The sequence below is a fragment of the Azospirillum sp. TSH58 genome (assembly GCF_003119115.1).
In the GTDB taxonomy this organism is placed as follows: Bacteria; Pseudomonadota; Alphaproteobacteria; order Azospirillales; family Azospirillaceae; genus Azospirillum.
Genome location: NZ_CP022364.1, coordinates 724,281 through 749,699 on the forward strand (window position 1 = coordinate 724,281; position 25,419 = coordinate 749,699).

At 69.7% G+C, this 25,419-nt stretch carries 27 protein-coding genes; 13 read left to right on the forward strand and 14 right to left on the reverse strand.

Annotated features, from left to right (window positions below):
• The first annotated feature begins 121 nt into the window (after positions 1–121).
• A complete protein-coding gene (locus TSH58p_RS06980; RefSeq protein ID WP_109068045.1) occupies positions 122–517 on the forward strand; it encodes a hypothetical protein in 396 nt (131 codons plus the stop codon).
• Here TSH58p_RS06980 and TSH58p_RS06985 read toward each other — a convergent pair.
• From TSH58p_RS06985 to TSH58p_RS06995, 3 genes are read right to left on the reverse strand one after another with little or no spacing between them, the layout of a single operon-like run.
• A complete protein-coding gene (locus TSH58p_RS06985) occupies positions 501–1,085 on the reverse strand; it encodes a GNAT family N-acetyltransferase (RefSeq protein WP_109068046.1) in 585 nt (194 codons plus the stop codon). The genes TSH58p_RS06980 and TSH58p_RS06985 overlap by 17 nt on opposite strands.
• A gap of 13 nt (positions 1,086–1,098) precedes the next feature.
• Positions 1,099–1,557 (reverse strand): TIGR02444 family protein, encoded by a 459-nt coding sequence (locus TSH58p_RS06990; RefSeq protein ID WP_109068047.1) that lies wholly within the window; start codon positions 1,555–1,557, stop codon positions 1,099–1,101.
• Between the two features lie 30 nt (positions 1,558–1,587).
• Positions 1,588–2,673: an ATP-dependent 6-phosphofructokinase gene (locus TSH58p_RS06995; RefSeq protein ID WP_109068048.1), complete on the reverse strand. Its 1,086-nt coding sequence runs from the start codon at positions 2,671–2,673 to the stop codon at positions 1,588–1,590.
• A gap of 202 nt (positions 2,674–2,875) precedes the next feature.
• Between TSH58p_RS06995 and TSH58p_RS07000 the strand changes: the two genes are divergently transcribed.
• The 4 genes from TSH58p_RS07000 (at position 2,876) to TSH58p_RS07015 (ending at position 6,802) form a co-directional block, all read left to right on the forward strand.
• Positions 2,876–3,076 (forward strand): YdcH family protein, encoded by a 201-nt coding sequence (locus tag TSH58p_RS07000; protein ID WP_109068049.1) that lies wholly within the window; start codon positions 2,876–2,878, stop codon positions 3,074–3,076.
• 182 nt (positions 3,077–3,258) lie between these two features.
• Entirely contained in the window at positions 3,259–3,726 is a 468-nt protein-coding gene (gene purE, locus TSH58p_RS07005; RefSeq protein WP_109068080.1) for a 5-(carboxyamino)imidazole ribonucleotide mutase, read from the forward strand.
• 3 nt (positions 3,727–3,729) lie between these two features.
• On the forward strand, positions 3,730–4,812 hold the full coding sequence (locus TSH58p_RS07010) for a 5-(carboxyamino)imidazole ribonucleotide synthase (protein ID WP_109068050.1): 1,083 nt from the start codon (positions 3,730–3,732) through the stop codon (positions 4,810–4,812).
• A 274-nt stretch (positions 4,813–5,086) separates the two neighbouring features.
• Positions 5,087–6,802 (forward strand): EAL domain-containing protein, encoded by a 1,716-nt coding sequence (locus TSH58p_RS07015; protein ID WP_247873823.1) that lies wholly within the window; start codon positions 5,087–5,089, stop codon positions 6,800–6,802.
• Positions 6,803–6,846: 44 nt separating this feature from the next.
• Here the strand turns inward: TSH58p_RS07015 and TSH58p_RS33030 are convergent, their stop codons facing one another.
• The 4 genes from TSH58p_RS33030 to fumC all read right to left on the reverse strand — a co-directional run bounded on the left by TSH58p_RS33030 (position 6,847) and on the right by fumC (position 9,622).
• On the reverse strand, positions 6,847–7,023 hold the full coding sequence (locus tag TSH58p_RS33030) for a hypothetical protein (RefSeq protein ID WP_155903422.1): 177 nt from the start codon (positions 7,021–7,023) through the stop codon (positions 6,847–6,849).
• 159 nt (positions 7,024–7,182) lie between these two features.
• Positions 7,183–7,896, reverse strand: coding sequence for a DUF599 domain-containing protein (locus TSH58p_RS07020; RefSeq protein ID WP_109068051.1), 714 nt, complete (start codon positions 7,894–7,896; stop codon positions 7,183–7,185).
• A 102-nt stretch (positions 7,897–7,998) separates the two neighbouring features.
• Positions 7,999–8,202, reverse strand: a complete 204-nt coding sequence (locus tag TSH58p_RS07025) for a ribbon-helix-helix domain-containing protein (protein WP_109068052.1) — start codon at positions 8,200–8,202, stop codon at positions 7,999–8,001.
• Between the two features lie 19 nt (positions 8,203–8,221).
• Positions 8,222–9,622: a class II fumarate hydratase gene (gene fumC, locus TSH58p_RS07030; protein ID WP_109068053.1), complete on the reverse strand. Its 1,401-nt coding sequence runs from the start codon at positions 9,620–9,622 to the stop codon at positions 8,222–8,224.
• A gap of 266 nt (positions 9,623–9,888) precedes the next feature.
• On the opposite strand from fumC, the gene TSH58p_RS07035 reads away from it, so the two are divergent.
• Both TSH58p_RS07035 and TSH58p_RS07040 read left to right on the forward strand, forming a co-directional pair.
• Positions 9,889–10,143 carry a hypothetical protein gene (locus TSH58p_RS07035; RefSeq protein ID WP_109068054.1) on the forward strand — a complete coding sequence of 85 codons (255 nt, stop codon included), beginning with the start codon at positions 9,889–9,891 and terminating at the stop codon, positions 10,141–10,143.
• Positions 10,144–10,511: 368 nt separating this feature from the next.
• Positions 10,512–10,727 (forward strand): hypothetical protein, encoded by a 216-nt coding sequence (locus tag TSH58p_RS07040; protein ID WP_109068055.1) that lies wholly within the window; start codon positions 10,512–10,514, stop codon positions 10,725–10,727.
• 121 nt (positions 10,728–10,848) lie between these two features.
• Here TSH58p_RS07040 and TSH58p_RS07045 read toward each other — a convergent pair whose 3' ends face one another.
• A complete protein-coding gene (locus tag TSH58p_RS07045) occupies positions 10,849–11,340 on the reverse strand; it encodes a GNAT family N-acetyltransferase (RefSeq protein WP_109068056.1) in 492 nt (163 codons plus the stop codon).
• Between the two features lie 98 nt (positions 11,341–11,438).
• Between TSH58p_RS07045 and TSH58p_RS33035 the strand changes: the two genes are divergently transcribed.
• Entirely contained in the window at positions 11,439–12,563 is a 1,125-nt protein-coding gene (locus tag TSH58p_RS33035) for a GNAT family N-acetyltransferase (protein ID WP_158282551.1), read from the forward strand.
• Positions 12,564–12,573: 10 nt separating this feature from the next.
• Here TSH58p_RS33035 and TSH58p_RS07055 read toward each other — a convergent pair whose 3' ends face one another.
• Positions 12,574–13,656 carry a glycosyltransferase gene (locus TSH58p_RS07055; RefSeq protein WP_109068057.1) on the reverse strand — a complete coding sequence of 361 codons (1,083 nt, stop codon included), beginning with the start codon at positions 13,654–13,656 and terminating at the stop codon, positions 12,574–12,576.
• Between the two features lie 401 nt (positions 13,657–14,057).
• The gene (locus TSH58p_RS07060; protein WP_109068058.1) at positions 14,058–15,134 is read right to left on the reverse strand and encodes a glycosyltransferase; all 1,077 of its coding nucleotides are present in this window, start codon (positions 15,132–15,134) and stop codon (positions 14,058–14,060) included.
• A gap of 355 nt (positions 15,135–15,489) precedes the next feature.
• On the opposite strand from TSH58p_RS07060, the gene TSH58p_RS07065 reads away from it, so the two are divergent.
• From TSH58p_RS07065 to TSH58p_RS07075, 3 genes are all read left to right on the forward strand, one after another.
• Complete coding sequence (locus TSH58p_RS07065; protein ID WP_109068059.1) at positions 15,490–16,257, forward strand: phage tail protein; 768 nt, start codon at positions 15,490–15,492, stop codon at positions 16,255–16,257.
• 48 nt (positions 16,258–16,305) lie between these two features.
• Positions 16,306–17,073 carry a phage tail protein gene (locus tag TSH58p_RS07070; RefSeq protein ID WP_109068060.1) on the forward strand — a complete coding sequence of 256 codons (768 nt, stop codon included), beginning with the start codon at positions 16,306–16,308 and terminating at the stop codon, positions 17,071–17,073.
• 279 nt (positions 17,074–17,352) lie between these two features.
• On the forward strand, positions 17,353–18,117 hold the full coding sequence (locus TSH58p_RS07075; protein ID WP_162600030.1) for a phage tail protein: 765 nt from the start codon (positions 17,353–17,355) through the stop codon (positions 18,115–18,117).
• A gap of 51 nt (positions 18,118–18,168) precedes the next feature.
• Here the strand turns inward: TSH58p_RS07075 and TSH58p_RS07080 are convergent, their stop codons facing one another.
• The 4 genes from TSH58p_RS07080 to TSH58p_RS07095 all read right to left on the reverse strand — a co-directional run bounded on the left by TSH58p_RS07080 (position 18,169) and on the right by TSH58p_RS07095 (position 23,454).
• Positions 18,169–19,488, reverse strand: a complete 1,320-nt coding sequence (locus TSH58p_RS07080; protein ID WP_109068062.1) for a hydroxyacid-oxoacid transhydrogenase — start codon at positions 19,486–19,488, stop codon at positions 18,169–18,171.
• A gap of 87 nt (positions 19,489–19,575) precedes the next feature.
• Entirely contained in the window at positions 19,576–22,242 is a 2,667-nt protein-coding gene (locus TSH58p_RS07085; protein ID WP_109068063.1) for a DUF2339 domain-containing protein, read from the reverse strand.
• Positions 22,243–22,286: 44 nt separating this feature from the next.
• Entirely contained in the window at positions 22,287–23,057 is a 771-nt protein-coding gene (locus TSH58p_RS07090) for a DUF72 domain-containing protein (protein WP_109068064.1), read from the reverse strand.
• A gap of 34 nt (positions 23,058–23,091) precedes the next feature.
• Complete coding sequence (locus TSH58p_RS07095; RefSeq protein ID WP_109068065.1) at positions 23,092–23,454, reverse strand: hypothetical protein; 363 nt, start codon at positions 23,452–23,454, stop codon at positions 23,092–23,094.
• A 231-nt stretch (positions 23,455–23,685) separates the two neighbouring features.
• Here TSH58p_RS07095 and TSH58p_RS07100 point away from each other — a divergent pair, with 231 nt between their 5' ends.
• On the forward strand, positions 23,686–25,011 hold the full coding sequence (locus TSH58p_RS07100) for a lytic murein transglycosylase (protein ID WP_109068066.1): 1,326 nt from the start codon (positions 23,686–23,688) through the stop codon (positions 25,009–25,011).
• Between the two features lie 9 nt (positions 25,012–25,020).
• On the forward strand, positions 25,021–25,410 hold the full coding sequence (locus TSH58p_RS07105) for a YkvA family protein (RefSeq protein ID WP_109068067.1): 390 nt from the start codon (positions 25,021–25,023) through the stop codon (positions 25,408–25,410).
• Positions 25,411–25,419: the final 9 nt, after the last annotated feature.

Genomic DNA, 25,419 nt, shown 5'->3' on the forward strand with positions numbered 1-25,419 from the left:
ACCCACGAGAAGCCCCGCGTTGCATTTCACTTTTGCAAAACTTATGCTGCACCCATGCCCTGGAGCATACCGGGGTATTCAGCGCGAGGGCCGCGTTCCGTCTATGAAAAGCACATTGCCGATGAAAAGCACGTTGAACATCTGCGCGCTCGCCCTGACCTGCGCCATCGTCCCGGCGGTTCTGACCGTCGAGCCCGCCGCGGCCAGCGACAAGCCCGCCGGTGGCGGCGGCTGCCCGTGGGCGCAGGACGTCAAGCTCGACCTCAACGGCAAGACCCTCACGCTGAACCAGGACGCCTTCTCCGCGAAGGGGGAGCCGCTGGCCCTCGAGGGCTATCAGATCTACCCGCTGCTCGACCAGTTGAAACTGCGCATCCTCGGCCCGCGCGGGCAGGAGTGGGAAGCTGGACTGACCCGCCTGTCCGGCGGCAAGCGCTGCCAAGCCTTCTATGTCGGCAAGCCCTTCCAGGTGTCCGACGAGACGGGCGACCACAACAGCCTCATCCTGGTCCGCTGATCCCGGCCTTTATCCCGCCCTGCCAGCGGTCGCGCCCAATCCGGTAGAGGACGTGCCGCTTGAGGCGATGCCCGTCGGGAACCCGCGGATGGTCGAAGTCGCCCGCCGCGTCGCGCTCCATGCCCAGCCGCTCCATGACCCGCTGCGACCGCCGGTTCGCCGGCACGGTGAAGGCAACGATCTCGTCCAGCCCGGCGGCGCCGAACCCGTGGTCCAGCGCCAGCCCGGCCGCCTCGGTCGCCAGCCCCTGCCCCCAATGGGCGGGGTCGAGCCGCCACCCCACCTCGACGGCGGGGGCGAAGGGCGCCTCCCACGTCACGCGGGCCAACCCGACGAAGCCGATGAAGGGGCTGTGGCCGGGCCGCTCCACCGCCCAGAAGCCGAAGCCGTGCCGGTCGAAATGCTCGCCGATGCGTTGGATCACCGCGTCGCTGGCCGCCCGGTCGGGAAGCGGCAGCAGATGCTCCATCACCGCGGGATTTTGCGACAGCGCGTAAAAGGCGTCGCCGTCCCCGTCGCGCCAGGGACGCAGGATGAGCCGGGGCGAGGCGAGGATGGCGTGAGGCATGACACCGCTTCCGTCAGGGCTCGGGCGGCGTGCCGAGCGCCGCCAGCAGCGCCATCACCGCCGGGTCCCCCTCCGGCACCAGCCGGTAGAGGTTGGCCGCGGCCAGGGTGGCGCCGCCCCCCGGCGCGGGGGTGAGCCCGGAGAGGGCGAAGAGACGGTCCTGCTGGACGCGCTCCGCCTCCAGCTCCGCGGCCTTCAGGCGCCGGTAGAGGGCGTCGTCCTCCCCCTTCGCCCGGCGTCGGACGGCGCGCAGCGGGCGGACCACCTCGGCCCGCCAGGAAGCGACCGCGGAGTCGATCCGCGCCAACTCCTCCGCCGGCAGGTCGGCGTTGCAGGCCATGCCCGCCCAGGCGGCGAACAGCAGGACGTTCACGTCCTGGCCGAGCCGGTCCTGGAGGTCGAGGCAGGCGGCGGGCACGCCGGGCCGCCCATAGACGGCGAGCGAGAAGTCCCAGAGCGGGTTGTCCGACATCGCCGTGCCTGCCTTCCTGCGAACCGCCGCTCAGTCGCCCAGGCTGATGCCCAGGCCGCGGGCGGTCTTGACCATGGCGCCGTCCAACTCCACGCAGGCGTATTTGGCGATGGCCTCGGTGATCGGCACGTCGATGACGCCGCGGTCCGACCAGGCGACCATGCGGTCGAACTTGCCCTCCGCGATCAGGTCCACGGCGTGTACGCCGAAGGCCGAGGCGACCAGACGGTCGCGCGGGCTGGGCATGCTGCCGCGCTGGACGTGGCCCAGGACGGTGACGCGGGTTTCCGCCCCCGTCGCCTCGGCGATCTTCTCGCCGATGTAGTCGCCGATGCCGCCGTAGCGCTTCTGGCCGCCCTGGAACAGCTTCTGCACGCCGGTGCCGTCCGCGGTCTTCACCGCCTCCGACACCACGACCAGGGCGAAGTTGCGGCCCGTCGAGCGCACCTGCTTGATCTTCCGGGCGATGCTCTCGATGGAATAGGGGATCTCGGGGATCAGCACCACGTCGGCGCCGCCGGCGATGCCCGCGGCCAGGGCGATGTGGCCGGCGTCGCGGCCCATCACCTCCAGCACCATGACGCGGGCGTGGCTGGCCGCGGTCGGCTGGAGCCGGTCGAGCGCCTCGACCGCCACGCCGACGGCGGTGTCGTAGCCCACCGAGACCTCGGTCAGGCCGAGATCGTTGTCGATGGTCTTGGGGATGCCGACCATCTGGAAGCCGCCCTTGTCGGCCAGCTTCTTCAGGATGGCGAAGCTGCCGTCGCCGCCGATGCCGATCAGCGCGTCCAGCCCCAGCTCGCGGTAGCCGCCGATGATCTCGTCCGACCGGTCCTTCTGCGTGCCGTCGGCCATCGGGTAGGCGAAGGGGTCGCCGCGATTGGTCGTGCCGAGGATCGTCCCGCCCATGCGCATCATGTTGCCGTCAACCTGCGGGAGGTCGAGCACCTGATACTGCACCGGACGCTGCAGCAACCCCTGGGTGCCTTCCTTGATGCCCAGGACCTGCCAGCCGTAGGTCAGGACGGCCCGGTGGACCACCGCGCGGATGACCGCGTTCAGCCCGGCGCAGTCGCCGCCGCTGGTGAGAATGCCGATGCGCTTGCCTGCTGTCATGGATGACTGTCCCGTGTCGTCTGGAACCGCTGCGAAAGGTAGTCATACCAGAACGTTGCTCCACCGCAATGGTTCTGGTCCTCCGAGTATATTACATTCCGGCGACCGGATTATAACCCTGCGAAGAATGCGTGGTTTCGCACTGCCGTTGCGCCGGAAATCTGGTATAGTCCCCGCCGCTCAGCCAGCGGGCCCCGCGCGTATGAACGAACAAGAGATGCTGAAGGAAAAACTGGCCACGCTTCGCAGCGAGCATCGCGACCTCGACGACGTGATCGCCCGACTGCACGAACGTGCGCCGTTCGACCAGCTTCAGATGCAACGTCTGAAGAAGCGCAAACTCGCGCTCAAGGACCAGATCGCGGTTCTGGAAAGCCGGATGCTGCCCGACATCATCGCCTGACGCCGCTTTTTCGCCTGACACCGCGTTTTTCCGGAGGGAAGACGGCCCGGCGCATCGCGTCGCGCTGGACTCCGTGCGCGCGCTTTCTATAATGCGCCGCTTTCCGGACCTAGAGGAAAGCGCGCGCCGTGTCCGCATCCATCGCCGCCACCACCGACCGCAAGCCGCTGGTCGGCATCATCATGGGCAGCCAGTCGGACTGGACCACCATGAAGCACGCCGCCGAGACGCTGACCGCGCTCGGCGTCCCGCACGAGGTCCGGATCGTCTCCGCCCACCGCACCCCGCAGCGCCTCGTCGAGTACGCCACCACCGCCCGCGACCGCGGCCTGAAGGTGGTCATCGCCGGGGCCGGCGGCGCCGCCCACCTGCCGGGCATGGCCGCCTCGATGACCCCCCTGCCCGTCTTCGGCGTCCCGGTGGAAAGCCACGCGCTGAAGGGCATGGACAGCCTGCTGTCGATCGTCCAGATGCCCGGCGGCGTTCCGGTTGGCACGCTGGCCATCGGCAAGGCCGGCGCCATCAACGCTGCCTTGCTCGCCGGTTCGGTCATCGCCCTGATGGACCCGGCGGTCGCCGAGGCGCTGGACGCCTGGCGCGCCCGCCAGACCGCCGCCGTCGCCGAAGCCCCCGTCGACGAGCCCGCCTGAACCATGGCCCACCGCATCCTTCCGCCCGGCTCGACCATCGGCATGCTCGGCGACGGCCAGCTCGGCCGCATGACTGCGCTCGCCGCCGCCCGCCTGGGCTACAAGACGCACGTCTACGCGCCGGGATCGGAGGGCAGCCCCTGCGCCCAGGTCGCGGCGGCCGTCACCTCCGCCGGTTGGGACGACCTCGACGCGCTGGAGGCCTTCGCCCGCTCCGTCGACGTGGTGACGCTGGAATGGGAGAACGTCCCGGTCGCCGTGGTCGAGCATCTCGGCCGCTTCACCCCCGTCCATCCCGGCGGCCAGGTGCTGTCGGTCGCCCAGGACCGGGTGGAGGAGAAGTCCTTCGTCAACGCGCTGGGCATCGGCACCGCCCCCTGGCGCGCCGCCCGCAGCGCCGACGAGGTGGCGAAGGCGGTGGCGGAGATCGGCCCGCGCTGCATCCTGAAATCCACCCGCCTCGGCTATGACGGCAAGGGGCAGGCCCGCATCGAGCCGGGCAGCGACCCGGCGGAGGCCTGGGCGGCCATCCGCTCCGACGCCGGCATCGTGGAAGGCTTCGTCTCCTTCACCTGCGAGGTGTCGGTGATCGTCGCCCGCGGGCTGGACGGCAGCATGGCCGCCTACCCCGCCGTGGAGAACCGGCACAAGGACGGCATCCTCGACACGACCATCGCCCCGGCCCGCGTTCCGGCGGAGACCGCGGCGGAGGCCGAGCGGGTCGCCCGCCGCATCGCCGAGGCGCTGGACCTCGTCGGCGTGCTGGCGGTCGAGATGTTCGTGACCCCGGACGGCGGCGTGCTGGTCAACGAGATGGCCCCGCGCCCGCACAATTCCGGCCACTGGACCATGGACGCCTGCCATTCCTGCCAGTTCGAGCAGCTCGTCCGGGCCGTCTGCGGCCTGCCGCTGGGCTCCGTGGAGCGGGTGGCCGACGCCGAGATGGAGAACCTGATCGGCGCCGACGCGGACCGCTGGCCGGACCTGATGGCGGAATCCGGCGCCCGCCTGCACCTCTACGGCAAGGCGGAGTCCCGTCCCGGACGCAAGATGGGCCATGTGACCCGGCTCCGTCCCCGCTCCTGATCCCTCCGGTCGATTCTCCGCTTTCGATCGTCACAGCGGGCCGTTTCCTGTTCGGGAACGGCCCGCAATCGTTTTTTTCTCGCGCCGGGTGCGATAATCCGGCGCGGCTCAAAACCATATTTCTCTTTAAATCATTGAAAATTATACGTTCCAAAATTTTGTTCGGAACGACGGGGCGAATCTTGCCGCTTTTTTCAAAACGGGAACACGGCTAGTCTCCATTCAATGAATGACGCAATTCGATAAACTTTTTCTCAATTTCGGGCTATTGCCGATGCAGCTTGCGCACGACTCGATCAGACGCCCGGTGCCGCAGACCAACACGCAGGTCCGACGCCCGTCGCACCGCGAGCGGGATCGCTTCGTCGGCTTCGCCTTCGCCGCGGCGGACCTGCTGATCGAGACCGACGCACGGGGCACGATCCTGTTCAGCGCGGGCGCGCGCTGCCGCCTGACCGAAGGCGACGTGGCGGGTCTGGTCGGCACCAGCCTGCTCGACGTCGTCGCGCCGAACGACCGCAAGTATGTCACCGTCCTGTTCAAGCGCATCCAGGACAAGGGCCGCATCAAGCCAGCGCGCGTCGTCTTCCAGGGCTGCGACGGCAACCGCTTTCCGGCGCTGCTCGGCGGCTGCCGGCTCGACTCCTGCCCCGGATCGCTGTTCCTGACCGTCCTGCTGGCCTCCGGCCCGCGCAACACGAACGAGGCGCTGGCCGCGGCCGGCCAGCTTCTCGACGGCAACGCCTTCAGCCACATCCTGGAGGACCGCATCCTCAAGGCGCGGGAGAAGGGGCTGGACAACGCCCTGACCCTGCTGCTGATCGACGGGCTCCAGTCGATGGTGGACGCCCTGCCGGAAGGCGCGGCGAGCGAGGTGATGCAGGGGATCGAGGCCTATCTGCGGGCGATCTCCGCCAACGGCGACAGCGCCGGGCAACTGGCCACCGACCGCTACGGCATCGTCCACGCCTCCGACATCGACGGGCAGGAGGTGCAGGACCACATCACCCAGATCATCCAGAGCGTCGGCGGCGAACTGCCCGGCGGCATCCGCACCTGGTCGCTGGACGTGTCGGACGAGCGGCTGGACCCCGCCGACGCGGCGCGCGCGCTGGTCTACACGGTGCAGGCCTTCGCCTCCGCCCAGGGCGGCGAGTTCACCATCTCCAGCCTGGAGGACGGCGCCAAGCGCATGCTGTCCGACGCGGTGGACCGCATCGGCCGGCTGCGCGCGACCATCGAGAAGCGCGACTTCTTCGTGGTCTACCAGCCCATCGTCGACATCGGGACCCGGACCGTCCACCATCTCGAGGCGCTGACGCGGGTGGAGGGCATGCCGTCCCCGGCGGACTTCATCACCTTCGCCGAGGATGTCGGGCTGATCTACGACTTCGACCTGCTGCTGACGCAGTCGGTGCTGGACACCATGCACGCCCACCGCAAGGAGCCGACCCTGCCGGACGTGGCGATCAACCTGTCCGCCAAGACGCTGATGAGCCCGATCTTCCTGCGCCAGTTCCTGGCGGTGACCGAGCCCTATGGCGAGCTTGCCCGCAAGCTGCTGGTCGAGGTGACGGAGACCGTCGTCGTCACCGACATCGCCAAGCTGAACGAGGTCCTGCAGAAGCTGCGCGCCGCCGGGTTCCGCATCTGCCTGGACGATGTCGGGGCCGGATCGACCTCCTTCCAGTCGCTCTACGGCCTCCAGGCGGACTTCGCCAAGATCGACGGGCATTTCGTCCGCGGCGCCGTGCAAAGCGGACGCGACATGGCGATGCTGCGCTCCATCGTCGACGTCTGCGGCCAGCTCGGCCTCGGGCTGATCGGGGAGCAGGTGGAAGGGCCGGAGCACGCGCAGCTTCTGACGGAGCTCGGGGTGCCGCTGGCCCAGGGCTACCTCTACAGCCGCCCGTCCCGCGACTTCGCCTATTTCGCGAAGGATTGGGCGAAGATGGCCGGCACGGGCGGCAAGGTTCTCAGGAAGGGCTGACGCCCGGCGGGAACCGGCCGCTCCCGTCCGGCATCAGGCCGGCGTCAGGCCAGTTCGTGGGCGGCGTCGATGCAGTGGCGCGCCTGATCGAGAAGCTCGCGGTTGCGGTCCATGAACTCCTTGGCGGCGCCGCAGGCCCCCGGATGCAGCCGGACCTCGGCCAGAAGCCGTTCCGCCTCGTCCAGCGAGTTCAAGACCGATACCGCCGTGTCGATGTCCATGGCCAAACCCCCTCAAGCGTGGCGTGCTGCAGTGCACGCGTTCATCAGGCGGCTATGACAAAAGCATTAATTTGCACCGCAGCGTATTGGCCATAACGTCGCAGATTTAGAACATTTTAACATATTTCTCGCCAAAAACGTGCGTCTTGGCCACGCGCATCATGACCGTTTGCGTTTCTCCAGCGCATCCACCTGCACGCGGATGACCTTCTCCGTCGCGGAAAAGCCCTGCCGGCGGGTCAGGACGATGATGACCGCCGCGGTGGACACCATGAAGAACCAGGGGCCGAGCATCCAGGCCAGCGCCGCCATGGCGAAGTAATAGGCGCGCATGCCGCCGTTCAGCGCCTTGACGGCCAGCGTCATGGCGGCGGCGATGCTGTCGGCCATGGCCGTCTTCTCCTCCGCCGGCACCGGGGGCAGCGGGGCGGAGCCGATCAGGGCGCAGCAGTAATTGTACTGGCGCAGCGCCCAGGTGAACTTGAAGAAGCCGAAGGTGAAGATCGCCACGAGCAGCAGCATCTTCAGCTCGAAGAACTCCCTCGTGGTCTGCACCGTGAAGGACAGCGTGCCGACCAGCTTGTGGGCGTTCTCCACCGCGCCGAAGGCGCCGACCAGACCGGCCAGCACCAGCATGTTCGTGCTGGCGAAGAAGGTGCAGCTCTGCATCGTGTGGCCGACGAGCTGCGAGTCCATGATGCGGTTGTCGCGCTCCAGCATCCGCTCCATCCAATGGCGGCGCGCCTTCTTCAGATGCTGGTTGACGACCATGCGCCCGCCCAGCATGTGGTCCTGGATCAGCGTGAAGCCCGCCCAGCAGGCCAGGAACCACAGGAAGGCGACGATATCGAGGATGGTGATGTCGGGCGTCACGGGCGGACACTCTGGCGCGAGGGGAAGGGGACGGTCCGGCGCAAGGGTGTAGCCGTCCCCCCGCCCCCTGTCCAGGGGCGCCCCGGCGGGGGCAGGAGGCCCCTACCCCCGCCCCTGCACCGCGTTCAGCACAAAGACCCGGATCGCGCTTGACAGGTTGCCGCTGCGGGTCGAATCGATCTCTTCGATCAGCGCGTTGACCGACATCCCCCGCGCCTGCGCGAGGCCCTTCAGCGCCTCCCAGAATTCCTCTTCCAGGGAGACGCTGGTCGGGTGCCCGGCGATGAGGACGGAGCGCTTCTTCATGAACGGCGCATGGCCCCGGTCACCGGGGCTTCACCATGGTTTCCGGCTTGACCCACTGATCGAACTGCTCCTCGGTCAGCAGACCCAGCGCCACGCCGGCCTGTTTCAGGGTCGTTCCCTCCTTGTGGGCCTTCTTGGCGATCTTCGCCGCGTTGTCGTAGCCGATGTGCGGGTTCAGCGCGGTGACCAGCATCAGGCTTTCGTTCAGCAACTGGCCGATGCGCTCGCGGTTGGCCTCGATCCCGACCACGGCGTTGTCGGTGAAGCTGTTGCAGGCGTCGGCCAGCAACCGGATCGACTGCAGCACGTTGTAGGCGATCACCGGCTTGAAGACGTTCAGCTCGAAATGGCCGGTGGCGCCGGCGATGCTGACGGTGGTCTGGTTGCCCATCACCTGGGCGCAGACCATGGTCATCGCCTCCGACTGGGTGGGGTTCACCTTGCCGGGCATGATGGAGGAGCCGGGCTCGTTCTCGGGCAGGGAAATCTCGCCGATGCCGCAGCGCGGGCCGGAGCCGAGCAGACGGATGTCGTTGGCGATCTTCATCAGCGACACCGCCAGCGTGTTCAGGCTGCCGTGGGCGTCCACCAGCGCGTCGTGGGTGGCCAGCGCCTCGAACTTGTTCTCCGCCGTGACGAAGGGCAGCCCGGTGATGGCGGCCACCTCCTCGGCGAAGGCCTCGGCGAAGCCGGTCTTGGCGTTCAGCCCGGTGCCGACCGCCGTGCCGCCCTGGGCCAGCCGGTAGAGCTGCGGCAGCGACGCCTTCACCCGTTCGATCCCGTAGGCGATCTGGGTGGCGTAGCCGGAGAACTCCTGCCCCAGGGTCAGCGGCGTGGCGTCCTGGAGATGGGTGCGCCCGATCTTCACGATGTCGGCGAACTCCGCCGCCTTCGCCGCGAGCGCCGCGTGCAGGTGCTCCAGCGCCGGCAAAAGCTCGTGGTGGATCTGCTCGGCCGCGGCGATGTGCATGGCGGTGGGGAAGCTGTCGTTGGACGACTGACCCATGTTGACGTGGTCGTTGGGGTGGACCGGCTTCTTCGACCCCATCTCGCCGCCCAGCGCCTCGATGGCGCGGTTGGAGATGACCTCGTTCGCGTTCATGTTCGTCTGGGTGCCGGAGCCGGTCTGCCAGACCACCAGAGGGAAATGATCGGCGAGCGTGCCGTCGATCACCTCCTCCGCCGCCTCGACGATGGCGCGGCCCAGCCGGGGGTCGAGCACCTCCAGCGCCATGTTGGCGAGCGCCGACGCCTTCTTCTGGATGCCCAGGGCGCGCACCAGCGCCGGCGGCATGCGCTCCCCGCCGATGCGGAAGTTGCGCAGCGAGCGCTGCGTCTGGGCGCCCCAGTAACGGTCGGCGGCAACCTCGATCGGTCCGAAGCTGTCGGTCTCGGTGCGCATCCCGGTCTTGCCGGTCATGGTCAGGTCCTCGTCGGTTCGAACATTCTTCCGGTCAGCGAATTTTTTCCCGAATCGCCCGCCTAGCAAGGGGAATCAACGCGCAATGCCCTTTGGGCGAGGCTCCGGCCGAATTTGTTCTTGTTGCGTTCCGTTTCCTGCGTTACCGTTTCTGAGTGTGCGGCCCTGCCGCACCCGTTTCGCCAATACCGTTTCGCCAATACAGTTTCGCTGGCACCGTTTCGCTGCCCCGCCCAGCCAACCTCCTCAAGCCCTGGGAGATTCGAATGAGCGACTTCGCCATGGACCATGTCCGCGCTCTCGTTGCCAAGACCCGCGTCGCCGAGATGACGGCGAAGGGCTGGCGCGTGGTCGGCCCCGGCGAGGAAGGCTCCCTGCTGATGGAAGGGCCGCAGCTTGGCGGCGCGCCGGTGCGTCTGTCGGCGTTGGTCAACGACCTGTTCGACGATCTGGTCGCCCAGGCGCTGGATCGCGCCGATCGCATGGACCGCGCCGCGGGCCGGCTGCCGCGCGCCGCGTAAGGGGCTACACCCGGCGCACCGGTCCCTGCAAAGGATGTACTACGCCCGGCGGGACGGCCTGTTAACGCCTCCCCGCCGCGGCTTAAGGCTTGCGGACGCCGCCGCTGAGGCTTCGCCCCCTCCCGCCTATGACGGTCCGGTCGCTACGACCTTCGCCGGAAGTCCTTGAAAAGGCTCGAAGCGCCCGAAACGCGCCCGTTTTCCTAAAGAAAAGTGGTAATCCTTACGGGTAAAACTCCCCTATATTTGTCGGTTGCGGGGTTACCCCTCAAGACACCAGCCCGGCGGAGACCCTGTTAGTAAGTCGTTAACCGGGACATGGCCAAATAGAGACATCACGAACACACAAGACCAAACGGAGTTTTAAAATGCTGATCGCCACCACCGCCGAACAGATTACCTCGTCCTCTCGCGTTCACATCGCCCTGGTCGATGAGTTCATCCAGCTGGCGCAGAACCGGATCGACGGCCAGAACGACCCCTTCGTCCGTGAGAGCCTCGCCGACCTGCTGTCCACCCTGCGCGAAGAGCGGTCCGGCTACCTGGATCTGCTGAACGCCGCGATGCCGGTCAAGGCCGCCTGAGGGTCCCGGACGACCTGGGCATAAGCACCCGGGCATAAGTACCGCGTGGTGGCGATGAGGTCGGGGCCATCGACAAGCCCCGACCGTCAGCCCACCGAAACAGTCAGATGCCCAAGTTCCCTCACGCCTCATCCGCCTGCGCGGCCAGCGCGGCGATGGCATCGCCGGTGAGACGGTAGGGAAGCCACTCCTCCATCTGTTTGAAGCCGATGCGCAGATAGAAATCGCGCGCCGGGTTCCAGTGCAGCACATTCAGGTCGACACGGCGGCAGCCCCGCTCGGCCGCCAGTTTCGCCACCGTCGCCAGCAGCTTGCGGCCCACGCCGTAGCGCCGCGCCTCCGGGGTTACATAGAGATCCTCGACGAACAGGCCGGCCCGCCCTTCCCAGGTCGAATAATTGCGGAAGCACAGCGCGAAGCCGACGGGCTCCCCGTCCAGTTCGGCGATCAGCGCCTCGAACACCGGACGCTCGCCCCAGCCGTCGCGCCGGAAGTCCGCCTCGCTCGCCTTCACGGCGTGAGGTTCGTTTTCGAACTCGGCCAGTTCCCGGACGAAGCGGAGGATGGTCGGGCAATCGGCCTCGACGGCCGGACGGACGGTCACGGTGGGCATGGGAACTCCAGATATCACGATGGCGCGACGATAGCCGCGCCGGCCGCCACGCAACAACCGCTTTGCCATCCGCCGCGGGCGGGCCTAGGCTGCGCGCCATGCGGGACACCCAGACCATCGGCGGCTTTTCCGTACGCGAAGCCCGGCCCGGCGAGCGCCTCGCCCTGCTGGCCCTGGTCGCGCGGATCGACGCGGAAAGCGATTTCCTCCTGCGCGAGCCCGGCGAGCGGCCTTTCTGGGCGCGCGATCTCGCCGCCTTCCAGGCGTCCGGCAACTCGACCATCTTCGTCGCCGAGGCTGCCGGGAACCACCCGCCGGACCTCATCGGCTATCTCAGCGCCAATGGCGGGCGGTTCCGCAAAAATCGTGGCACCGTGACCCTGGCGGTCGGGGTGCGGCGCGCCTGGAACGGACGCGGCGTCGCCACCGGGCTGTTCGCCGCGGCGGAGGCCTGGGCGCGGCGCAACGGCGCGCACCGGCTGGAACTGACCGTGGCCGAGAGCAACCGCCGCGCCCTCTCCCTCTATGACCGGCTCGGCTTTCGCGACGAGGGGCTGATGCGCGACGTCCTGCGCGTCAACGGCGCGTGGCGCAGCGAGCGGCTGATGGGCAAGGCCATCGGGGCGGACGGCGTTCCCGAATGGCCCGCCCCCTCACCCAAACCGGCGGCCGATCCGGCGGCTGTGGCGCCGCCCCAAGCACGGATCGGGCGGCTGGAGATCCGCCCCGCCCTGCCGGCGGACGCCGCCGCCTACCTCGCCTACGACCACGCGGTGCGGAGCGAAACCCACTTCCTGATGCGTAGCGCCGCCGAATCCCTGCCGGACGTCGCGGCGGCCCGGCGCTTCCTGGCCGAACAGCGGATCGGCGACCGGACGGCCACCCTGCTGGCGCTCGCGGACGGGACCATCGCCGGGTCGCTGTCGCTGTGGACCGGCGCCTACGCCCGCACCGCGCACGAGGCCGCACTTGGACTGGCGGTGCGCCGGGATTTCTGGGCGCTGGGCGTCGGCGGGCACCTGATCGCCGCGGCGGATCTCTGGGTGCGGGCGCGGCGGCTGCACCGGCTGTCGCTCTGGGTGTTCGGCCACAACGGCCGCGCCCGGCGCTTCTACGCCAAGCACGGCTTCCAGGAGGAGGCGGTGGCCCGCCGCCACAGCCTGATCGACGGGCGGCTGGCCGACCAGCTGTCGATGGCCAAGCTCTATGGAACCAAGCCGTGAGGGTGTGGACCTACGCCACCCCCGCCTCCGCCGCCGCCTGTCCGGAGACCAGCTCCTCGAACCGCGCCAGATAGCGCTCCGTCATGCCGTCCAGCGAATAGCGGGCGCGGGCGACGGCGCGGCAGGCGTCGGGGTCCAGCGTCTCGCAGTCCTCGATGGCGCGGGCCATCTCGTCGGCGTCCTTGACCAGGAAGCCGGTGACGCCCGGCTCCACGAGGTCGGCCAGCGCACCGGTCGGGAAGGCCACCACCGGCGTACCGCAGGCCAACGCCTCCAGCGCCGCGACGGGCGTCGGCTCCGACATCAGGCTGGGCGCCAGCAGGCAGCGGGCCGCCCCCAGCATCCAGCGCTTGCGCCCGAAACCGATCCGCCCGAGGAAGCGGCGCTTGGGGTCCAGCCGCGGCCGAATCTCCTCCTGAAGGTAGCGCTGCTCCTCCACGCCGCGGGACAGGCCGCCGCAGAGGAGAAGCTGCATGTCGATCTGCCGCGCCGCGTCCAGGGCGATGTGGAAGCCCATCTCCGGTTCGATGTCGCCCAGGCAGACGGCGAAGCGGCGCTTCGGCACGCGGATGTGCAGGCGGTCCACCGCCACCCCGATCTCCAGCGGAGGCAGGAACGTCAGCCCCGGCGAAGCCCCGCGCACCTGCGCGGCGGACACCGGCTGGAGATGCAGCTTCGCCCGCGGGGACAGCAGCGCCTCGGGCCGGTAGCGGTCCAGCGGCTGGTAGAGCGTCGCCAGGACCGGCACGTCCTGCGGCGGCAGCAGCGCGTCGAAGTCCCGGACATGGATGTGGACGAGATCGGGCGCGTGGTCCTCCACCGCCCCGGCCACCACGGTGGCGACGCGCCTCAGGACGGCGGCCTGCGCCCGCTCGTCCGGCGCTTGGCCATGGGCGCCGCCATGGACGCGCGCCAGCGGGATCAGCGTTCCCGCCACCGCCGAATCCTCCGGCGCGATGACGACCGAGCGGTGCCCGGCGCGGACCAGGGCGGCGTCGATGGCGCCGGCCACCTGCTCCGCCGTGCCTTCATTCTCCGGATCGGCGCCGACCGGGGCGAAGGGCGACGCCACGGTGAGAATGGTCAATGCCATCGCGCCGCCTCCGGAAAAGGAAGGGCCGGAGGGGCGCCGTCGCTTGGGTGAGGTCTTCCCGCCGGCCTGTTCCTACGCATCACCGCTTCGTTCATCCCTTGTCCCTGTGGTGTTATTCATTGGAACTTATTGTCTGACGCACGCTCTTCTTTCTCTCCGACATCTTGGCGGCCCGGAGAAAAGCCGGAATCGGGACAGTCCTGTTGCCATTGCCCCCTCTTTGTTTTCTACGAAAACGGGCTTTCGGTAACCAGGGTATTGGAAGTGGATCGACTCGCGGAAGGGATAGCCGTCCTGCACCGGGCTGCCGACCTCGGAACCGGGAACCCGACCGGACGGTCAGGACGCCAAGGGCGGCTTACTTCCAACAGCGGCAAACCGGGCAACCGGGGAACGCCGGATCAATCATCGCCGCCCCCCTTGATGTCGAGGATGGAGCGCAACTCCCGCACGCGCCGTTCCGCCGTGTGCTCCTCCAGAACGCGCGACCGCGCGCGCTGGGCCAGCGTGGCCAGGTGCCCGCGCGGCAGCATCATCGCCGTGGTCACATCGTCGGTCTCCCGCGCGACGAGGATGTCGCGCCCCGGCTCGAAGAAGGCGCCGATCCCCTCCCACTCGTCGGAGATCACCGGGACGCCGCAGGCCGCCGCCTCGAACAGCCGGACGGACGGGCACCAGCCCATCGCCTTCAGAGGCTGGCGCGTCACGTTCAGCGTCAGGGTGGAGGAGCAGAAGAAAGCCGCATGCTCCGCCGGAGGCAGATGCCGGATGCGGTGGACGTTGGCGCCCCAGGAGGCGTCGTCCGGATAGCCGCCGCCGGCCAGGACGAACCGCCGCCGCCCCAGCCGCCGGGCCGGCTCGAAGAACAGCGCCTCCAGCGCCGCCCGCCGGTCCTCGACCCAGGCGCCGAGGTGGCAGAGGTCGCCGAGATAGTGCCGCACCGGTTCGGCGGACCGATGGAGGTCGGGGTCGACCCAGGCGTAGAGCGGCGCCACGAACCGCGCGCCCAATTGCGTCTTCAGCGCCTCCAGCGCCCGCCCGCCGGTGCTGCTCAGCACGGTGTCGAATCCGCCCAAGCCCTCCGGCGGCAGGTAGGCCGGCCGCTCCCCCGTTTCGGAGCGGGACAGGGTGATGTGCGTGTCGAGGTCGTAATAGACCGTCCGTTGCGCCTTCGACCCCAGCACGAGACGGGAGGCCGCCGCCCCATCCGGACAACCGGAGGTTACCATCGCGACGTCCGCCTCGTCGGCGTGGCGCTGCGCCGCCGCCGCCACCTGCTCCCACCGGCCGTAGAGCAGAAGCTCCCCGCCGGGAATGTCCCTCAGATCGCGGTGCTCCGCCCGCTCGGGCGTGTCGCGCTCCAGGAAGACGACGCGGTTGCCCCGCCGCGCCAGGGCCTTGACCAGCCCCCGCCACAGGGTGGCGTGCCCGTTGCCCCAGGAGGAGCTGATGGATTGTCCGAAGATGATGATTTTCATGATGTTGGCGCCATGCCTCCGCCCCGGGCCCCGTCCCGCCGGTCCCTCCCGAACCCTTCTCGAACCTCACTCGAACAACGGACCCCGCCCGATCCGGTTCCGGATGCCGGAACCGCGCGTAGGGGGTGCCTCAAGGATCCGCCGGGCCGGCTGCGACGCCACCCCTTGCCGGCGCCGCACGCTCTGCGTGCAGAGATCGGAAGAAACGCGACAATGAACAAATTTGTATAAAAATGTCGTTTAACCACTATAGAGGGTTGTGAGATGATAAATTCGTGAAAAAAGAAAATCATTCACTTGTGTGACAACCCGCCGTCAAAACTCAAAAAAACAATCCCAACGCGAAGGACACATCATGCGCAAGGCTCTTTTCACCGCCGCGCTTGCGATGGCAAGCGGGATGGCTCTGTTCAGCACCCCCGCCGCCGCCTGCAACGACGAGGCGTACATCGGCACCGTCTGCACATTCGCGTTCGATTGGTGCCCCCGCAACTACATCCCGGCCGATGGCCGGACGTTGGCGATCCGCGAGTATCAGGCGCTGTTCGCCCTGGTCGGCTTCCGCTACGGCGGCGACAACGCGAACACTTTCGGCATCTCCGATCTGCGCGGCCGCGCCGCCATCGGCACCGGGACGGGTCCGGGCCTGACGAACATCGCCATCGGCGCCAAGGTCGGCCAGCAGGAGCTTCTGCTGTCGGCCGCCCAGGTCCCGCTGCAGCCGCACACCCACACCGCCACCTTCACCGGCACCGGCGGCGGTTCGGGCGGCTCGACCACCGTTCCCTTCACCGGCACCGTCAGCGTTCCGATCACCAACGGCGGCACCCCGGTGTCGGCCCCGACCTCGGGCACCGTCTATCTCGGCGACACCTCGATCGACGACGGCGGCGCCGGCATGACCCTGAAGGGCCCGTACAACACCAGTGGTCCGGGCACGGGCGCCAAGGTCGCCGGCACGGCCAGCGGCTCCATCACGGTTCCCAACACCGGCATCACCGGTGGGACCGTGGCGGTCGCCCCCGCGTCGGCCGGCGCCACCCAGAAGGTCTCCACCCAGTCCCCGGCGATCGGACAGACCGTCTGCATCGTCGCCAACGGCCTCTACCCGAACCGTCCGTAACGGATCCCCCAAAAAAAAGCCGAACACTCCCAACGCCGAGGACACATCATGCGCAAGACCCTCCTTTCCGCCGCCTTTGCCATGGCGAGCGGCATGGCCCTGTTGAGCACCCCCGCCGCCGCCTGCAACGTGGAGCCGTACATCGGCACCATCTGCACCTATTCGTTCGACTGGTGCCCCCAGGGCTACGTGGTGGCCGACGGCCGCACGCTGGCGGTCCGCGAGAACCAGGCCCTGTTCGCCCTGATCGGCTACCGCTACGGCGGCAACAACAACGATCTCTTCGCCGTCCCCGACCTGCGCGGCCGCGCCGCCATCGGGTCCGGCACCGGCCCCGGGCTGGCGAACATCGCCATCGGCGCCAAGGTCGGCCAGCAAGAGCTTCTGCTCTCGGCCGCCCAGGTGCCGCTGCAGCCGCACACTCACACCGCCACCTTCACCGGCACCGGCGGCGGCTCGGGCGGCTCGACCACCGTTCCCTTCACCGGCACCGTCAACGTGCCCATCACCAACGGCGGCAACCCGGTGTCCGCCCCGACCTCGGGCACCGTCTATCTCGGCGACACTTCGATCGACGACGGCGGCGCCGGCGTCTTCCTGAAGGGGCCGTACAACACCAGCGGCCCTGGCACCGGCGCCAAGGTCGCCGGCACGACCAGCGGCACCGTCACGGTTCCGAACACCGGCATCACCGGCGGGACCGTGGCGATCGCCCCCGCGTCGGCCGGCGCCACCCAGAAGGTGTCCACCCAGTCCCCGGCGATCGGGCAGACCGTCTGCATCGCGACCGTCGGCCTCTACCCGAACCGTCCGTAACGGCGCGGGCCTGCCCCCTCCGGATGCGCGGAGGGGGCAGGCCATCCCCTGTTCCAGCGTTCATCGACAGGCTTTGGCGCCGACACGGCGCCCTTTCCGCCGGCCACGACGCCTCCTCTCGCCGTCGATCCGTGAAAAAATTTAATAAAAAATAGTCCTCATTCAAAATGATCGCGTATGAGAAATTATCTCAACAATAAAAACAACGCCGATCACTTTTAAAAAATCCTACGATATCCCCCAATACCATCCCAAAATCAAGGACACACCATGTTCAGGATGTCCCTCCCGATCGCCGCCGCGATGGCCGGCGGCATGGCTTTGTTCAGCGTGCCAGCGGCGGCCTGCACGTCCTACCAATACACCGGCACCTTGTGCACCGTCCCGTTCGACTGGTGCCCGGAGGGGTTCGCCATGGCCGATGGCCAGTCTCTGCCGATCCAACAATACCAGCCTCTGTACGCGCTGCTCGGCACCCGCTACGGCGGCGACGGCAAGACCAGCTTCAACCTCCCCGACCTGCGCGGACGCGCTGTCATCGGCGCCGGCACCGGCATCGGACTGATAAGAACCCCTCTGGGCCAAGCCCTCGGCCAACAGGCTGTCACGCTGACCCAGGATCAGGTGCCGCTGAAATCGCACAACCACAGCGCCAGCTTCGCCGGCACCGGCGCCCAGGGCGGCACCGGGACCATCGTCCCCTTCACCGGCACCGTCAGCGTTCCCATCACCAACGGCGGCAATCCAGTGTCGGCCCCGACCTCGGGCACCGTCTATCTCAGCACCACCTCGATCGACGACGGCGGCTCCGGTGCCACCATCAAGGGGCCGTACAACACCAACGCCCCCTCGACGAGCACCGGCGCCAAGGTCACCGGCACGACCAACGGCACCATCAACGTCCCGTTCACCGGCTTCACCGGCGGCAATGTGTCGGTCGCCGCGGCGGGCGCGTTGGCTTCGAAGAGCGTCCCCACCCAGCCGCCCTCGCTCGCGCTGAACGTCTGCATCGCGCTCAAGGGGGAATGGCCGGACCGCCAATAGCGTGTCCGTCCCGCGACCGGGCGGTCACCACCAGGGGGCACCAGTAGAGGATCACCAGTAGGTCATGGCGTCGGCGTAGAGCCCGCGCAGGTCCTCCTCCGTCACCGGGCGGGGCGCGATGGTCAGCAGCCGTTGCTGGGCCATCGCGCCGCGCACCAGGTCCGGGATGTCCGCCGCGCCGTAGCCGAGCGCCGACAGGCCGTTGGGCAGATGGGTCGCCCGCATCATGGCGATCAGCCGGGCGGCCAGAACCGCACCGCCGTCCGCCGGGGAGACGTCGCGGACCTCCGCCCCCAGCGCCTCGGCGGCGCGCCGATGGCGTTCGGGCTCGGCGGAGCCGGTGAAGCGGAAGGCGGCCGGCGCGTTCAGCACCACCGAGATGCCGTGCGGCACCATCGGGTTGGCCTTCTCATAGCCGCGCGCCGTGAAGCGGTGGTTCATCCCGGCGACGGAGTAGGACATGGCGTGCGGGATGTGCACCCCCGCGTTGCCGAAGGCCAGACCGGCCAGAGTCGCCGCGAACATCAGGGCGTCGCGCGCCTCCTCGTCCGCCGGGTCGTTTACGGCGCGCTCCAGATACTGCCCGCCGAGCCGGATGGCCTGGAGGCTGCCGATGTCGGACCAGGGGTTGGCGCCCTGGTAGGGCGGGCGCGGGTTGGCCGCGTCGGGCTTCGGGCGGGAGCGGTAGGACCGCGCGGTGTGGCTCTCGATGGCGTGGGTCAGCACGTCGAAGCCGGTGGAGGCGATGATGCCCGGCGGCAGGCTGTCGATGGTCGCCGGATCGACCAGCGCCAGATTCGGCCGCAGGTAGCGGGAGGAGATGCCGGTCTTCACCCGCATCTCGACATGGTCGAAGATGGCGACGCCCGTCGTCTCGCTGCCGGTGCCGCAGGTCGTCGGGCAGGCGATGTGCGGCTTCACCGGACCGGGCACCGGGCGCCCCTCGCCCAGCGGCTTGTTGACGTAGACGAGGAAGTCCGCCGGGTGGGTGGCGTAGAGGTTCGCCGCCTTGGCCGTGTCGATCACCGACCCGCCGCCGATGGAGACATAGCCGTCGAACCGGCCGTCGCGGGCGAAGTCCGCCGCCTCCAGGAAGGACGCGCTGGTCGGCTCCACCGCGCAGCGGTCGTAGACGGCGACGTCCAGCCCCGCCCCCTTCAGCGAGTCCAGCGCCGCCGCGAAGGGCGCGATCCCGGCCACATGGGGGTCGGTGAACAGGGCCACCCGGCGCATGCCCATGGCCTTGGCGTCGTTCCCCGCCTCCGCCAGCATGCCGCGGCCGAACTTCATCGACGCGGCCTCCACCGTGAAGCCGCTGTCGCCGTTCGGCAGGATGGGATGGGCGATGGGGTTGGTCAGGCGGTCGGTCATGGGCGTGGTCCTCCCGATCGTTGTTTTATGCGTTCGTTGCCGTCATCGGAGCGCGAGAGGGGGGCGGCTGTCAACCCGACCGTTCGCTCAGGCGACTGTTCGCCCTCCCTGCGGCGCGCTGCCCTGGAGCCGCCGGTAGAGGTAGCCGACGCCGATCAGGCTCAGCCCGAGCCCGAGGAAGGAGGCGACGCGGTACAGCCCGCCCAGCTCGGCCATGTCGCTGAGGAAGACCTTGGCGACCACCGTCAGGATCAGCGCCATCGCGGCGTGGCGCAGCCAGCCCAGCCGGTACCGCAGGGCGGCGACCAGCATCAGCACCGCCGCCGCCAGGAAGCCGGCGGAATAGCCGTACCATTCGGCGTCCGGCAGCTCCGGCCCGGAGAGGACCGGTCCCTGGAAGGCGTGGCGGATCTCCAGCGCCAGATTCATGCCGAGCAGGGCCAGCGGCAACAGGGCCGCCCAGGGGCGCAGACGGGCCGGCAGCGGCTCCACCCACAGGAACAGCAGCCCGAGCAGGGCGGGAAGCCCGTAGGCGAGCAGCAGCGTGTTCGCCACCGGCCACGCGCCCACCGCCTCCCCGCTCCACAGCGGGTTCAGGACGACGAGATGCAGCGCCGCCGCCTGGATCGCCGCCAGCCCGGCCAGGATGCGCCGCCCCCACACCGCCACCGGCCGCGTCCGCCAGCGCCGCCCCGTCGCCAGCAGCAGGGCCAGCGCCAGCCAGACCAGCGTGTGCAGCGCCACCTCGCGCAGGGTATCGGGCGGCTCGTCCAGCGTGCCGCGGGTCAGCGCCTGGATGCCGAGCGACAGCAGCAGCGTGAGGAAGGCCAGCCCGCCGGCCTCCAGCAGCGCCACAACCCCGTCATCACCCTTGCCGTCCGGAGCGGAGCGCAGCCAGTGGGCGGCCAGGAAGAAGCCGGCCGCGGGCAGGCCGTAGCCGTAGACGATCCAGCCGAGCCCGTCCTCCCCATACTCCAGAACGGAGGGGTTCAGCGCCAGCCGGACCAGGACGGCGCCCGCCACCAGCAGGATCACCGCGCGCAGCGAGCGCAGGCCCAGGTGCCGCTCCAGCCACGCCAGCACCGGCACCTGGGCGGCCAGCGCCACGGTCAGCCACGCCTCGCGCAGCATCATGACGGCGCCGAGGCTGAGCGCCCCGGCGGCCCCGGCGGCGAAGGCGGCGAGCCCGAGACTGACGCCCGGCTGGTGCCGGTGCCGGGCCAGCGGGCCGCTTCCGGCGACCAGCAGCGCCGCCAGCGCCAGGCTGGCCATCGGCCACAGCGTGTCGCCCTGCGGCGGGTCCAGCCGCCAGTAGGCGAGCGCCAGAAGCACCACCGGCATCCAGGCCGCCAGCGACGACCACAGCGCCGCCCGCGCCGACCGCCACAGGGCCATGAAGCCGCACATCCCGTACAGCAGGGCGAAGCCGGCGACCGCCCACAGGAAGCGCCCGGACTGGAGCGGCAACCCCGACCCCGGAGGGGGCACGATGGGGTGCCCGTCGGCGGTGACGGCGGGCGGCGGCAGCGGCCAGCGCGGCACAGTCCAGCCGGCGAAGGCGAGCAGAACCGCCAGCGCGCCGATCCAGGCGACACCGGCGATCCGCTCGATCCGCCGCCCTGCCGCGACGCAGAGCAGCCCGAACAGGGCGAGCATCACCAGCGATCCGGTGCGGTGCCCGTCCACGGTGACGAGCATCGCCATCAGGAGGCCCAGAACCGCCACCGCGGCGACGGCCAGCCGGTCGGCGCGCGGACGCCCCTTCCAGCGCAGCAGGTCGAACAGGCTGGTCCGCGCCACCGCCTCGACCGGCCCGGCCAACAGGGCGGGCATCAGGAACAGCCCGGCGGTCAGCAGCAGGTAGATGCCGACCGGCAGGGCGTCGCCGGGATTCCAGCCGCCGACGTACCAGACCGGCACCCAGCCCGACGCCCCGACCAGCGTGCCCAGACCCAGCCAGCGCCAGCCGCGCCACAGCACCACCGTCATGCCGGCGCCCGACAGGGCCAGCAGATAGGCGAACAGCCCCCAGGCCGATCCCCCGATGGACGAGACCAGCAGCGGCGTCGCGAAGCCGCCCAGCAGCCCGAGCGCCGCGATGTAGGGTCCCTGGAGCAGCGACAGCGCCATCCCCAGCGCCGCCAGCCCGCCGAGCAGCGCGAAGGCCAGCGGAGGGGCGAACAGATCGTAGAGAACGTAGCCGCCATAGACGCTGGCGAAGCCGGTGAACAGCCCCGCCGCGGTCAGGGCTGGCGGCACCGGATCGCGGCCCCCCGGCTCCGCCCGCCCGCCGCGCTGCCGCAGCCATTCCCCGCCGACCATCAGCGCCGCCGCAGAGAGCAGGCCGAGCGTGACGCGCACGCCGGGGCCGAGCCAGCCCTGCTCGATCGACATCTTGATGAAGAAGGCCGCCGCCAGGGCGACCGTGGCCCCGCCCAGCCAGATCAGCCAGCGCCCGGCCAGCGCGTCCTCCAGCCGGCTCCACACGGACAGCGGAGGTGGCGAGGGCTCCGGGGGCGGTTGGGTCGGCGGCGGCTCCGGCGGAGCCTCCACCATGACGGCAGCGTCCGCGGCCGGAGCATCGACCGGCGCGGCGTCAACCGTCACCGGCCCCTGCACCGGCCCCTGCACCGGCCCCTGCAAGCGCTCCAGCGCTTGCCGCAGCCGGGCGATCTCGCGTTCCTGCGCCGTCAGCCGGCGGTTGAACCGGTGGGCGACGATGGCCCCGATCAGCACCAGAAGAATGACGTCCATGCCCGACCGCCCCGGCTGCGCTTGCTGTCGCGCAACGATAGCGGTCAGCCGCCGGGCTTGTCTCTCTGACCTGTGGAGGCACCCAAACGGCTCATCAGCGTCAGCGCGTCGTCGACCGCGTGGAAGTCCGCCGTGTTGTCGAAGACGCACCAGGCCGGGCGCTCCCGCGCCTCCTCCCGGAAGCGCCGCGCCAGCCGGTCCAGGACGTCCAGCGGGTAGGCGCTGCGGTACATCACCGGCGATCCGTGCAGCCGCCAGTAGCGGAAACCGTCCCAGCCCGCCGGCTCCGCCGCCGCGGGCACCGGCGCCGGGTCGGCGGCGGCGCGGGCGACGGCGTGGTCGATCAGCAGGCGGTCCGGCTCCGCCGCGAACCAGCTCGGGTGGCGCGGTTCGCAGACGACGAGGCCGGCGAACCGCTCGCGCAGGGCCGCGAAGAAGGGACCGGCCACCGCCGGGTCGAAGCGCAGCGTCGGCGGCAACTGCACCAGCAGCGGTCCCAGCCGGTCGCCAAGATGGCCGACCTCGTACAGGTAATGCTCCAGCGGGGCGGCGCAGTCCTTCAGGCGCTGCTCGTGCGTGATGGCGCGCGGCAGCTTGACCGCGAAGCGGAAGTCCGGCGGCGTCGAGGCCGCCCAGCGCTCCCAGGTCTCCGGTTTGTGCGGGCGGTAGAAGCGGCTGTTGACCTCCGTCATCGGGAAGACGCGGGCGTAGCGCTCCAGATGCGTGCCCTCCGCCGGGAAGGCCGGGGCGGAGGGTTTCGGGATGCTCCAGCCGGCGCAGCCGATGCGGATGGCGTTGATGGTCCCTTCGGCCAAGCCTCTGCTCTCCATGGGCGCGTGCGTTCCCGCCTTAGAACAGCGTCGGCTGCCGCTCGTCCCGCCGCCGGGCGCCACCGGCGTGGTCGGCCGCATGATTGGAGTCCGCGATCAGGCGGGCCATCTCCCGCCGCGCCTTCTCCGCTTCGTAGCCGCCGCGGTAGCGCCCGACGAAGCCCTTTTGGCAAGCCCGGCTGAATCGCTGCGACGCGGTTTCCCAATCGTCGCCGGGGCGCAGCCAACTCACATAGCTGATGCCGGTCCGCGGGTCGGTGCGCAGGTAGCGGCCATGCCCCTTCGGACCCCGCACCCACTGGCCGGGATTCAGGCGCAGAGCCCCCCGCGCAAGCAGCAGGGACACCTGCGGGGTGAGGTCGATGGTCGGAAAATACGGCATGACGAACCCTCTCGGCGGCGCGCCGGGGGGCGGGCCGCGAACGTCTCTTCTCTGGCTTCGGAATGCCCTGGATATGGGGATTTCAGCCCGTTTGTTCAAGTTTTGTTCACGGTCAAGCCCTGGCTGCTTTGACGGTTATTCGGGCCGTGTCCCCTGAACTTGTCCGTTGAGTGAACGGGCCGTCCGTCCTAGGCTCCGGCTCAGCTTTTTCCCTGATGGTCACGAGAGCGCATGCGCCCCCTGCTGTCCCTTCCCGTCCGCCTCCTGCTCGCCACCACGATCCTGGCCGGCTGCCAGACGACGGGCGCCCCGCCCGTGTCGGCCACCACCACTTCGGCCACCACCACGTCCGGAACCGCGAAGGCGATGGCCGCCGCCCCGGCCAGCGTGGCTCCGGTCCAGCCCGCCGTCAGCTTCCCCGACTGGCTGAAGGCGCTGCGCGCCGAGGCGCTCGGCCAGGGCATCCGCGCCCAGACCTTCGACCGTGCCTTCGCCAACGTGAAGCTGTCGGACCGGGTGGTCGAACTGGATTCCTCCCAGCCGGAGTTCAACCGCCAGCCCTGGCAGTATCTGGACAGCGCGGTCAACGACCGCCGCGTCCAGGCCGGGCGCCAGCGCATCCAGGACAACGGCGCCCTGCTGCGCCGCATCAGCCAGCGCTCCGGCGTCCCGGCGGAAATCCTGGTGGCCTTCTGGGGCGTGGAGACCGATTTCGGCAATTTCACCGGCGGCTTCTCGGTCGTCGACGCGCTGACCACGCTGGCCTACGAGGGCCGCCGCGCCAGCTATTTCCGGACGGAGCTGCTGGCCGCCCTGCGCATCCTCGACAGCGGCGACATCCCGCCGGAGCGGATGAGCGGTTCCTGGGCCGGCGCCATGGGCCAGACCCAGTTCATGCCGACCATCTTCCTGAAGCACGCCACCGACGAGGACGGCGACGGGCGGCGCGACATCTGGGGCAGCCTGCCCGACGTCTTCGCTTCCACCGCCAAGTTCGTGCAGGCCAACGGCTGGCGCACCGGGGAGCGCTGGGGCGAGGAGGTCACGCTGCCCGCCGGCTTCCCCTACGAGCAGGCCGAGTACAACATCAGCAAGCCGGTGTCCGAATGGCGCCGCCTCGGCGTGCGTCCGGTCAACGGCGGCGATCTGGGCGGCGGCGAGGAGGAGCGGGCCGCCGTCCTGATGCTCGCCGGGGCGCAGGGACCGGCCTTCCTGGTCCGGGAGAATTTCCGGGCGATCATGAAGTACAACCCCTCGACCAGCTACGCGCTGGCGGTGGCGCTGCTGTCCGACCGTCTGGCGGGCCGGGCCGGCGTGCAGGGAAGCTGGCCGCGCCACGAGCCGGCGCTGAGCCGCGACGAACGGATCGAGCTTCAGGAGCGGCTGGCCGCGCTGGGCATGGAGCCGGGGACGGCGGACGGCATCGTCGGCGCCAACACCCGCAACGCCGTGCGCCGCTTCCAGCAGTCGATCGGCGCCGTGCCGGACGGCTTCGCCACCAAGTCCCTGCTGGAGCGGCTGCGCCAGTCCGCCGCCCCCGTCCCGGCGGCGGGCTGACAGGCCGCGATGCTGGCGGCGGCGAAGGGTTGGGCGCGGCGGATCAAGCGCGACGTGATCGCGCTCTATCTGGCGGCGCGCGACCCGCGGACGCCGTGGTACGCCCGTGTGGCCGCCGCCGCGGTGGCGGCCTACGCGCTCAGCCCCATCGATCTGATCCCCGACTTCGTGCCGGTCCTGGGTTATCTGGACGACCTGCTGATCGTGCCGCTCGGCATCCTGCTGGTCATCCGACTGATCCCGGCGGCGGTGCTGGAGGACCATCGCGCCACCGCCGCCCGGCTGGTCGCCCGGCCGGTCAGCTACGCCGCCGCCGCGCTGATGGTCGGGATCTGGCTGGTCGCCGCCGTCGCGCTGTTCCGGTGGCTCGAACCCTATGCCGCGGGCTGGCTGGGGTAGACGCGCGGG